Source organism: Methanobacteriaceae archaeon, from assembly GCA_030656015.1.
Classification (GTDB): Archaea; Methanobacteriota; Methanobacteria; order Methanobacteriales; family Methanobacteriaceae; genus UBA349.
In genome coordinates this window covers 58,531-70,102 of the sequence record JAUSNX010000002.1, presented here as the reverse complement: position 1 = coordinate 70,102, position 11,572 = coordinate 58,531, and the positions used below count along the sequence as shown (strand labels likewise).

Sequence of the window (11,572 nt, the reverse complement as noted above, 5' to 3'; positions counted from 1 at the left end):
GAATCTTATTCTATAATCATTTTTTCTTAAATAATTGGTTATAATATGCTTTTAATTATTTTCAGGGCTTCTAATCCAATCTGATCCGGAGTTAGTTTTTCCTGGAAGAGCTTATAACCATTACCAGCAATCCTTTTACGGAGTTTTTCATCTTCTTTTAGCTCTAAAATTGCTGAAGCTAAACTTTCAGGATTGGCCATTTCACATAAAAGAGCATTATTTCTGTTTTTAAACAGTTCCAGGGCCCCGGGTGAATATCCTGTAATGAGTGGCTTTTTCATAGCTAGAATTTGATAAGCCTTGGTGGGTATCACTCTCATGGACTTTTCGGTTCCTCCAAAAATTCCCAAACAGGCATCAGATTGGGCGATGTATTTAGGGAGTTCTTGATAATCCACCATTCCTTTAAATTCTATGTTAGATAAATTCAGACTTTCATAGAGTTTCTGAATTTCTGGAAATGTCTGGCCTCGGCCTATTAATTGGAAACTTATATTCTCATTTTCTAAGATCTTAGCTGCTTGAATAATGTATTCTATGCCGTGTAATGGTATGTAAGTACCGTAAAAGAGAACTTTAAAGGTTTCTGTTTCTTCTGTGGTATTTGTTTCCTTTTGATCATCCAACCTCACCTTTTCATTATCATTCAAACTTGTATTTTGAGGGTAGAACAAATCATCTTCCGCACCAATAAGTAATCTTCTAAATTTTTCTTTTTCTATATGGAATGTTTCATGGAAGTATTCCACATTTTGATTAGTGTCCTGCAGTACCACATCTGAAAAAAGGCAGTTGTACTTATCCAGGTTATAAAATAATCTAGAAAGCATGGGATTTTGATGAACTCCCCTATCTTGATTAGTATCATATAATGAGACATAAGTATCGAATATCAGAGGTTTTCTAGTTATTTTTTTAAGTATAATGGCTAAAGGTTGCACATAATTACTGGCCTCACCTACAAAAATAACATCAAAGTCTTTTTCTGATAGATACTTTCGGGCTAGCTTTGGATAGCGAATTAATATTTGTGATGAGTCTGTAACCTCAGTTACATCTACTCCCTGAGATTGAAGTCCCTTAATTATTATTCTATGCCGTGGATAAGATGGGGCATAGGAACCAAAGTAGCACACTTTCATAGTATCACTCATTATATTGTAGTAATGATGCAGTAAACTGGTCAATTAAATTTTCAGATAAAATCCATTTATGTCTTTTCCATATTATTGATGGATTTTAAATTATAGAATTTTATTATTGATTATGATTCTATTATTTTAAAAATTAATATTCTTAAACTATTCTTAAAATAATGATTACAGACAATTTCTATTATTAATTAAGGTTTGATATTATAAAGATTAAGAATTTTAAATTAGATAGACTTAGGATTTGCTGAATTTTCTTTTTATAAAATTCACTCCTAAATTAAAGGTAAGTGATGCTCTCTGTAGTATAAGCGGAGTTTTAGTATCCCATTCACCACAGGTGGTGTAAATTTTACTGAAATGGGCCCGGTGTTTTTTCATAAGCTTAGGAAGAATTTCATAGTATTCTGGGGGATGATATCCCATTTTTAAGGCAGTTTTAAGAGGATTCTCATCTCCAGAATGGGCGGATAGATGATAAATACTCATAGGGATTACATAAACTTTTAAACCTATTTCTTGACAACTTAAACAATAATCAACGCCATATAAGTGCCATCCCGGGCAGGTTTCTTCATCGAATTCTATTTTCTGGAAAACTTCACGAGGTATTATAAATAAGCATTCATCTACAGTTTCCACTTCTTCTGGTGATTCAATAGGATTTCCCCATTTAACAGGTGGGACTTCATGTTTTATTATATTTCGCTGTCTTTCCATGTGATTTTGACCATTGATGGACATCCCGGCTACTCCAGCCACTCCTAAATGGTGCAATTTGTCTAAAATTTTATGAACATCTTCTAACCAGGAACTTGATTCCAGATCTACATCTTGATGAACAAAAATTAAATAATCGCCTTTTGCTTTGCTAGCGCCGTAATTTAGGGCCTCAGCAGAAGATTTAAACTTACCCTCGGTGTTATCAATTAAAATACGCTCATGTTCACAACTTTGAAGGTTTAAAACAGGGAGCAAATAATTTTTCAGGCTTTCCCTATTGTTATATACACATATAACTGAAATCATTTAATCACTTTGATATTTTAGAATTATATTTTAAGTAAATATTCTTGGAATCTATTAATTTTAGAAGTATTTTAAGTACATTTTAATGGAATTCAATTAATTTCCATCCATAGCCTTTATTAATATACTTTCAAAACTATTAATGGCATTTTCCCAGGTATGATGGGATGCTGTTTTTAATCCATTTTCTTTGAACTTTGTTTGAATTTCTTCATCATTTAAAACATTGATTATGGCTTTAGCCAATGCTTCTGGATTTTTAGGAGGTACTATAAATGCATTTTCTCCATTCTTAACATAATCACGCACACCCAGACAATCAGCAGTCACTACTGGAGTTTCACAGGCCATAGCTTCTAAAGGTGGAAGGCCAAATCCTTCAATGTGCGAAGGGAATGCAAAAATGTCGGATGAACTATATAGTTCAGCCATTTTATCATCACTTGCATTGCTAAAAGTCATGAAATCAAAATTAAGATCTTCTTTTATCAATAATTTTTCTAAAACTTCTTTTTTTCCCACCGCAACTAAAGTAACATTTTCAACTTCTTTAGATACAATTTTTAGAGCATCAATAAGGTCCTGGTCTCCTTTGTAGGATAATCCTCGGAATATACTCATTATTTTAGGACCTTCACTACTATCAGAGGAAATATTTTCTTTTGTTCCAACACTTTGGTTAGATACTTTAAATATATTTTCTCGAGGATAAAATATGTTATGGTCAATTCCATTGATTATAATGTCTGAATCTTTATTATACTTTTCTTTTATCCACTCTTTTAACCATCCAGATATAGTTATTATATTAAATGGCAAATATAGGCTTTCATGAAACATTTGAGTGAAATAATTCCCTCTTTCCTGGGCCAACTCATCAAAGTCCTGACAAAGATAAACTGGAACTCCTTTATCACTTCTATAGACTGCAAAAGTCGTGGGGAACCAGGTAGCAATATTGATATCACATTCAGGAGTGTTTTCTGATAGTGCTTTAACTAAATCCGGTTCAAATCCTAATTTAAGTTTCTGGGTTAAGGTTAAAGCCTCATAATATCTAGCTGGACGCTTAAGGAGAACTTTCAAAATAGGACTCAATAATTTTATGGGCCACGGTGGCTTAACATAATTTAAACGGGCCTTTAAAGGAAACCAGGAGTGATCTCCGCCTAAGGCAGTTATGGTTACATGGTGGCCTCGATCTACTAAACCATTGGCCAGCTCAAAAATTACTTTATATCCACCCGACATGTTGGTAGACCATAGTGTGAAATTGATGTCCATTTTATCTCCTTTAAAATTATTGAATCAATAATAAATAAATCCAGAATTGTTTAAAAGTTTATTTTTAAAATTATTTTTTTATTTTTAATTAATATTAGTGATTATGAAATTTAAGCGTATGTAAGAGTAACCTAAATTAGATTTATTTATTAAATAATCAATTATAGTTATAATTAATTTTAAATTATATTTTTAATTTAAAACCATCTTTCAGGCCTCTTAAATAACATGAAACCTTTTTTAAGTCTTTAAGATGGATTAGATAGTACCAAATATCCAACCAAAACACATGTGTGAAAAAATGGAACAAGAAACGGTTATATTCACTGGAGGTGGCATTCTTTTTCATGAAGAATACTCGATTGCGGCTTAAATAATAAAGTTCAAAGTATGGTTTACTGGAAGCCCCGTGTTTATGCCATATCACTGACTTTGGTTGATAAACAGACTTATATCCTTTTTTATATCCCCTATATGACCAATCAGTGTCTTCCCAGTACATAAAAAACCTTTCATCCAGAAGGCCCACTTCATCTAATACTTCACTTTTTACCAGGACGCAAGAACCTCCCACATAACCTATATCTACCGAATCATTATATTGCCCATGTTCTTCTTCTTGATATCCTCTCTGGAAAGTTTTGGCCTTTTTAAGATCTATACCTCCACCACCAGTTATTTGAATAATTTTTTGGGGGTAGGGATGATAGAAATATGTTTTGGGGCCTACCAAACCTATATCCTTACTATTTTCAGAGATTTCAACCATAGGTTCCAGAAATCCATTTTCCACCACAGTATCATTATTTAAAAGAAGAATATAATCACTTTTTATAATATTTTGGGCGAATTTAATCCCTACATTGTTTCCACCAGCAAAACCATGGTTTTCATTATTTTTTATTAAGAAAAGATTGGATTTACCTGAAAAACTTTTAATAGTTTCTTTAAAACAAGTTTCTTCTTCAATATCCTTCTCATTAAATTCCCATAATTCAATAGGTTTTTTAGAGGGATTTTTAATAATTTTAGAAATATTTCCAGCTTTCAATTCACTAAAAACATTTAATTCTCCAGAACAGAAATCTCTTATTTTTGGTAAGGAATCATCGGTGGAATAGTTATCTATTAATACTACGCTGAATGAAGGATAACTTATCTGATAAACACTTTCTAAACACTCTAAAGTATCTTTCCATCCATTCCAGTTCAGTAAAATAATAGTAACGTGAGGCGGCATTGATAACTCCTTAATAAATTTATTAACTCTTTTGAATAATTCGTTAATTGGAAATTATGAAATTATAATTATTAATTGTTTTATTATATCTTTTAAAATAGTTATTTTGAATAAATTTGATTAATTAGATCTATTTTTATTTATCATGCCCTTTATCATAGATATATCTTCATTATCAATTGCTTTGGTTAGTAAAATTCCTATAATATAAACTATGGCACTGATGAAAATCATTATTAATAAAGGAAGTTTTAAGAAGACTAAAACACCTAGCATTGCTATACATGGTATTAAAATCCTCCATAAGTCCTTAAGCATAGTATTTCCAACAGAAAACTCAGTTTTTGATACTATGCGAGTAAATAAAATCATTATCAAAAATTCTGTGAATACCGTAGCAACACTGGCTCCATAGAAACTAAAAATTGGAATTATGACTAAATTAATACCAACATTTACCACAGCACCGATTCCAGTTATTTTAGTAACTGCTAACTGCTTATCAATAGATCCTAAAAGATTAGCTGATAATCCATTTATAAACATGAAAACTATGGACCAGATAAGTATCTGCAATGCTAATACAGAAGGCAGATACTGGGGAGTATATATGAATAATATTATTTCCTGAGCAAGTATCGTAGTTCCAACTGCCACAGGAAGACTTAAAATGAGCATATACTTGTATGAACGGCGATAAGTTAATTTTAGAGCATCACTTGAGTCAACATAAAATTGTGACATGAATGGAAAGAGAGCCAACATGTAAACACTGTATATGGAAAGCATCACTAACAGAAGTTTATAAGGGGCATTGTAAAGACCTACTGCAGCATCACCTTGCATAAAAGAAAGCATCACTGAGTCTATCCAGAAATAAATGGTGGTGAATACTCCTGTAATTCCAAAGGGAAGGGCGTTAATAATAGTTTTTTTCCAAAATTTCATATCAAATTCAAAAGAAGGTACTGTAAATTTCCAAGAGGTTACAATAATTGAATAAGCCAGAGTAATGATACTGGCAAATAAATAAGCAAGACTTATAGTTATAATGTCGCCTTTGAGGTAAATAGCTAATAAAATACCAAATAATAGTAAAGAACTATTTATAATGCTCCCTATAGTTTGGAACTCCATTCTCTGATGGCCCTGGAAAATAGCATTGAAAAGCGCGGTAAAAGATGTAAAAATCATATAAATACCTATAATTAAGATTACGTCCACTGATTGGGCTGGATAATCTTTAAGCATAATTGTAAGGTATAGTACGATGAAGGTGAATATTGCCAGAAAAACTTTAATTAGAGCAATATTTGACAAGTATTTTTTAGTTTTGTCATTATCCTTAGCAACTTCTCTAGTTGAATAGGTACTCAATCCCAGATCAGCCAAAACACTAAATATACCGGTTAATGCCAGGGCAGCAGAAAGAATTCCAAAACCAACAGTTCCCAAATAACTGGCAGTATAAATGGTCCATAGGAAGGCCATAATATTTGTAAATAATGATGCTATCATTAATAGGCCAGTGTTTTTTGCTATTTTTCTTGCCACGCTCATTTTATTACCTTATGTATTCCCATTTCTATTAATGGATGTCCATTATTATAGTATATATTAATAAAAGTCAATTAAGATTAAATACAAATATTATCTAATTGGTTTATAATTTAAATTAAATTAGATAAATTAAATTAGATAAATTAAATTAGAGTTTATTTAATAGAACAACTAACTAGCTGCTATAATAATATTATAATCACTACACAATTCTTTTAATCATTTACTTTTATCATTTATTAAAGTTGTTGTAGATAACTAATATTTAATCTAATTATAAGACTTGATTTTTTGGATTTTCTATCAAATGATGTATTTAGAGTTTTTTATAGAATTTAAAAACTAATAATCATTTTTAAGATATAATCCCGATTTATCTATTATTAAGTTTTAATAATAATATTTATATCATAGATTTCACTAAAAAGTTATTTATTATGTTGATTGATGTTATTTAAATTGCCAATAATTGATTTATTGATTATATGATGAAGCAATAATTAAATAATCTGAAAGATAAAATATACTACTAAAATTACTATTAATAAAAAAATAATAGCCTAATCATGTACAATTAGATTATTCCGGCTTATTTTATGAGTTAATTCATTTAATGGAATTAAAATTAATTATATCGGGTGGTTCAATGAATATTACGGTAATTGGAGCAGGTTATGTGGGACTTATAACTGCTGCATGTTTCGCTGATTTAGGAAATGAAGTTTTGTGTATAGAAAAGAGGGAATCTACGGTTAATAAACTTCAGAAGGGTGAATCTCACATATACGAGCATGGCCTTACAGAAATACTTCAAAATAACTTGGAAGAAGGTAGACTAAAATTTACTACTAATATGGAAGAAGCAGTAAAGTTTTCTGAAGTAATTTTTATTTGTGTAGGAACTCCTCAAAGTGATGATGGGAAAGCAGACCTCTCTCAAGTGGAAGATGTTTCTCGACAGATAGCCGAACATCTTAATGCTTATAAATTAATAATAGAAAAATCAACAGTGCCTGTAAATACTCACCAATGGGTGAAAAAGACCATTAAAAGATATGCTCATGTTGGGGCTGAATTTGATGTTGCTTCCAATCCTGAATTCTTGAGAGAAGGTACGGGTATTCATGATTTCATGAATCCAGATCGTATTGTGGTAGGTGCTGAGAGTGAAAGGGCTCAAGAGATTTTTAAAGAACTATATTCTCCATTCACAGTTGAAGGCCGTCCATTATTATTCACCAAACCAGCAGCTGCAGAACTCATTAAACACGCTTCTAATTCTTTTTTAGCTATGAAGATATCATATATCAACATGATTTCAGCATTATGTGAAAAAGTGGGAGTTGATGTTAATACGGTGGCCCAAGGCATAGGCCTTGACCATAGAATTGGAGAAAATTTCCTCAATGCCGGAATTGGTTATGGTGGATCCTGCTTTCCTAAAGATGTCCAGGCCTTTATTAAAATTGCGGAAGATCATGGCCTGGAATTTGGACTTTTAAAAGAGACTGAAAAAATAAATACTTTCCAAAAAAGGTCATTTTTGAATAAAATAGAGGATATTTTATGGATTAATAAAGATAAGAATATTGCAGTATGGGGATTAGCATTTAAACCAGAAACTGATGATATTCGGGAAGCACCAGCTATTGAAATTACTCAGGAACTGGAAAAAAATGGGGCAAACCTTCATTTATATGATCCCGAGGCTAGCGATAATTTTAAAAATATTTTGCCGGAATCAGGCAGTGTCAAATATTTTGAAGATAAATATGATGCCCTCAGGGACGCTGATGCTCTTTTAATAATTACTGAATGGCAAGAATTTAAAGAAGCTGACTTGAAAAAGGTAAAAGAACTAATGCGTCTTCCTATTATTATTGATGGCCGAAATATTTTTAATGTTGATGAAATGAAGGAATTTGAATATTACAGTGTAGGAAGATGAATTTTTAGATAATATTGCTATTTAAATGCTTTAGAAGCTTATTTTTATTAGGGCGTCTATTTAAATTAATATTGATCATTATTAATAAGGGGCTTTCAGTTAATTATGGAGAATTTTCATGGATAAAAAAGGTAAAGTTTTAATTACAGGGGCTGCAGGATTCATTGGAAGTCATTTAGTAGATAAATATTTAGCTGAGGGCTTTGAAGTAGTAGGAATTGATAATTTTCTCACCGGCAGTGCACATAACCTTTCTCATCTGGATTCAAATCCTTATTTCCAGTTTATAGAAGCTGATGTTTCTTCAAGACCAGAAATGGAAAAAAAAGGACTGTTCAATATTCCCCGTATGGAAAAATTTGACATAATTCTTCATTTTGCCTGTCCTGCCAGTCCAGTCGATTATTTTAACTTCCCTTTAGAAACCATGAAAGTTGATTCTTATGGAACTTTTAATACGCTGGAAATAGCCCATAATATGAATGCAACTTATGTTATAGCGTCCACATCCGAAATTTATGGGGATCCGGAAGTCCATCCCCAAGTAGAAAGCTACTGGGGAAATGTAAATCCTAATGGTCCAAGATCGGTTTATGATGAAGCTAAAAGATTTTCAGAAGCAGCTGTAATGTCATATCATCGTGAGTTTGGCCTTGATAGTAGAATTGTTAGAATATTCAACACTTATGGTCCTAGAATGAAAATAAATGATGGCCGGGTTGTTCCCAACTTTATTTATCAGGTTCTTAAAGGTGAGGACATCACAGTTCATGGTGATGGATCTCAAAGTCGTAGTTTCTGTTATGTAGATGATTTAGTAGAAGGAATATTCCGATTTTCGACTTATAACGGACTTGATGGAGAAGTTATGAATTTAGGAAATCCTGACGAGTATAAAATCATTGATTTTGCTAAAATTATTCTCCAAAAAATGAATGGTTCCTCTAAAATTTCTTTTAAACCATTGCCTGTGGATGACCCACGCCAAAGGAAACCTGATGTTTCTAAGGCTAATAAAATCATTAACTGGGAAGCTAAAACGTCTTTGGATCAGGGCCTGGGAAAAACAATTGATTTCTTTAAAAATGTTATTATGGAAAATCCTAAAAAATAATGATTTTAAAATTATTAGCCCAATTTTAATTTTTAATTAACTTATTAAACTTTAATTAACAAAAGTTATTATTAATTAATTGTTGAAGTAATTCAATAAATTATTATAATCTCAATAATTATCCTAATTCTATTAAGAAAATCTATTCATAATTCAATAATAACCTTTTATACTATAATGATAACATATAAATAATAATGAAAATTAATATTACTTCTGGGTGATGTGGTTGTACGATTATGATTTAGCTATTGCTTATAGAATTTATCCAGGTGTATCAAAAATACCCCCTGTTTTTAGTCAAGATAAACTTAAACTTTCTGAATTTTGTTTAAAATCTTTTAAAGATTCTCTTGGAAACTTAAAAGTTAAAATGATTGTATTGTTGGATAACTGTCCAGTGGAATATAATGAACTTTTTCAAAAATATTTTTCTGAAGATGACCTGGAATTAATTGAATTAAAAGGAATTGGTAATCAAGCAACCTTTGATCTTCAAATCATGGCCCTTTTAGAACAGGAATATTCTAATAGGGTTTATTTTGCTGAAGACGATTATTTTTATCTCCCTAATCAATTTAAAGAAATGATTAATTTCATGGATAGCTATGATGATGTTGATTTTGTTTCGGCCTATGATCATCTGGATTATTATAATCATCCGCTACATCAACATAAATATGAAACCAGGTCCACAGCAACTCGAAAATGGAGAACTGCTAATTCAACTTGTTTAACATTTTTAACCACTAAAAAAACTTTGAACGATGTTCAAGAAGTTTTAAAAACTTATGTTAATGGTAATTATGATTCTAGTATGTGGTTGGCACTGACCAAGTATCAGTTAAATCCGGTTAATATGCTCAAATCAACAGAAATGAGAAAAATAGTTTTCAGGGTATGGTTGGACTCTACCAAGCAAATTATTAATGGTAAACGATTTAAGTTATGGACACCTTTACCATCCATTGCCACTCACATGGAAAATAACTGCATTGCTCCTGGAATTGATTGGAAGAATATAATGGCTAAAGAAGCTTTAAAAATAGATTCGGAATGGAATGAAAATGATTTTAGATTAATATTTAAATCCCATATGATTTAGAAAATATTAAAAAGAATATTTTTTTTTACTGAAGTAACTATCATTATTATTAGGCTATTTCTTTGATTTTTTAAACCACTCAATAGTTTCTCTTAACTGTTTTTCAAAGTCTTTTTTTACTTTAAAGTCAATATTTTCCAGGCCACTAACTTCAGCCATGGAATGCTTTATATCTCCAGAACGTTCTTCAAGATATTTTGGTTCTAAAGGAGATCCTAAAATATTTTTAATCATAGTAAACAATTCATTCACACTTAAAGCAGTCCCACCTGCTAAATTAAGAACTCCACTGAATTTTGACTCACAGGCCTTGATATTAGCATCAACCACATCATTAACAAAAATGAAGTCTCTGCTTTGTTTTCCGTCTCCATAAATTATGGGTGAATTACCATTTAATAATGAATCAATGAACTTAGGAATTACTGCAGCATATTGTGAATCTGGGGCTTGACGAGGCCCAAAAACATTAAAATATCTAAAAGAAACAGTTTCTAACCCATAAACTTCTGAAAATACTTTACAGTATTGTTCAGCGGATGTTTTAGAAACGGCATATGGTGATAGTGGATTTACCGGCTCACTTTCTTTAAGGGGCATGTTAGTATTGTCCCCATAAACCGCGGAACTGGAGGCATTTATTAATTTCTTTACACCAGCATCTCGAGCAGCAACTAGTATTTTTAGGGTTCCAGTGGCATTTATTCGGTGTGATTCTTCTGGGAAATCTATACTTAGGGGAACACTGGCCATGGCGGCCTCATGGAAGATGTAATCTTTGTCCTGGAAGATTTCTTTTAAGTCTAAATCATTAATTCCTCCAATTATTATCTCCAGATTTTCATGTTGGGGGTAGGCTAGATTAGTGATATTTCCCGAAGATTTATCATCAATAATAGTAACTTGGTTATTTTCAACTAATTTATCAACTAAATGGCTTCCAATAAATCCTAAACCACCGGTCACAACTATATTTTTATTTTGCATGAATCATACTTCCCTATAATAGTTTTTATCAAGATTTTATTTATAAAATGGTTTAAAATTTTCTTTAAGTTATATTATTTAATTAAAGTTGAGGGTAATTTTAATAAATGTAATTAAAATCTTTTTTAAAAGATATTCACATGGTCAATTTTTA

General features: G+C 31.2%; 9 protein-coding genes. 3 read left to right on the top strand and 6 right to left on the bottom strand.

The window, feature by feature from the left end; genetic code table 11:
- Positions 1-38: 38 nt before the first annotated feature.
- The 5 genes from Q7I96_03025 to Q7I96_03005 form a co-directional block, all read right to left on the bottom strand.
- Complete coding sequence (locus tag Q7I96_03025; protein MDO9626585.1) at positions 39-1,154, bottom strand: glycosyltransferase; 1,116 nt, start codon at positions 1,152-1,154, stop codon at positions 39-41.
- Between the two features lie 234 nt (positions 1,155-1,388).
- Positions 1,389-2,180 carry a glycosyltransferase gene (locus tag Q7I96_03020; GenBank protein MDO9626584.1) on the bottom strand — a complete coding sequence of 264 codons (792 nt, stop codon included), beginning with the start codon at positions 2,178-2,180 and terminating at the stop codon, positions 1,389-1,391.
- Positions 2,181-2,276: 96 nt separating this feature from the next.
- Positions 2,277-3,464 carry a glycosyltransferase family 4 protein gene (locus Q7I96_03015; GenBank protein ID MDO9626583.1) on the bottom strand — a complete coding sequence of 396 codons (1,188 nt, stop codon included), beginning with the start codon at positions 3,462-3,464 and terminating at the stop codon, positions 2,277-2,279.
- A 184-nt stretch (positions 3,465-3,648) separates the two neighbouring features.
- Positions 3,649-4,704 carry a glycosyltransferase family 2 protein gene (locus Q7I96_03010; protein ID MDO9626582.1) on the bottom strand — a complete coding sequence of 352 codons (1,056 nt, stop codon included), beginning with the start codon at positions 4,702-4,704 and terminating at the stop codon, positions 3,649-3,651.
- A 120-nt stretch (positions 4,705-4,824) separates the two neighbouring features.
- Entirely contained in the window at positions 4,825-6,264 is a 1,440-nt protein-coding gene (locus tag Q7I96_03005) for a flippase (GenBank protein MDO9626581.1), read from the bottom strand.
- Positions 6,265-6,910: 646 nt separating this feature from the next.
- Here Q7I96_03005 and Q7I96_03000 point away from each other — a divergent pair.
- The 3 genes from Q7I96_03000 to Q7I96_02990 all read left to right on the top strand — a co-directional run bounded on the left by Q7I96_03000 (position 6,911) and on the right by Q7I96_02990 (position 10,431).
- Entirely contained in the window at positions 6,911-8,212 is a 1,302-nt protein-coding gene (locus Q7I96_03000; GenBank protein MDO9626580.1) for a UDP-glucose/GDP-mannose dehydrogenase family protein, read from the top strand.
- A gap of 118 nt (positions 8,213-8,330) precedes the next feature.
- Entirely contained in the window at positions 8,331-9,326 is a 996-nt protein-coding gene (locus tag Q7I96_02995) for an SDR family oxidoreductase (protein MDO9626579.1), read from the top strand.
- A 229-nt stretch (positions 9,327-9,555) separates the two neighbouring features.
- Entirely contained in the window at positions 9,556-10,431 is an 876-nt protein-coding gene (locus tag Q7I96_02990; protein MDO9626578.1) for a glycosyltransferase family 2 protein, read from the top strand.
- 54 nt (positions 10,432-10,485) lie between these two features.
- Here the strand turns inward: Q7I96_02990 and Q7I96_02985 are convergent, their stop codons facing one another.
- Positions 10,486-11,418: an SDR family oxidoreductase gene (locus tag Q7I96_02985; protein ID MDO9626577.1), complete on the bottom strand. Its 933-nt coding sequence runs from the start codon at positions 11,416-11,418 to the stop codon at positions 10,486-10,488.
- Between the last annotated feature and the right edge of the window lie 154 nt (positions 11,419-11,572).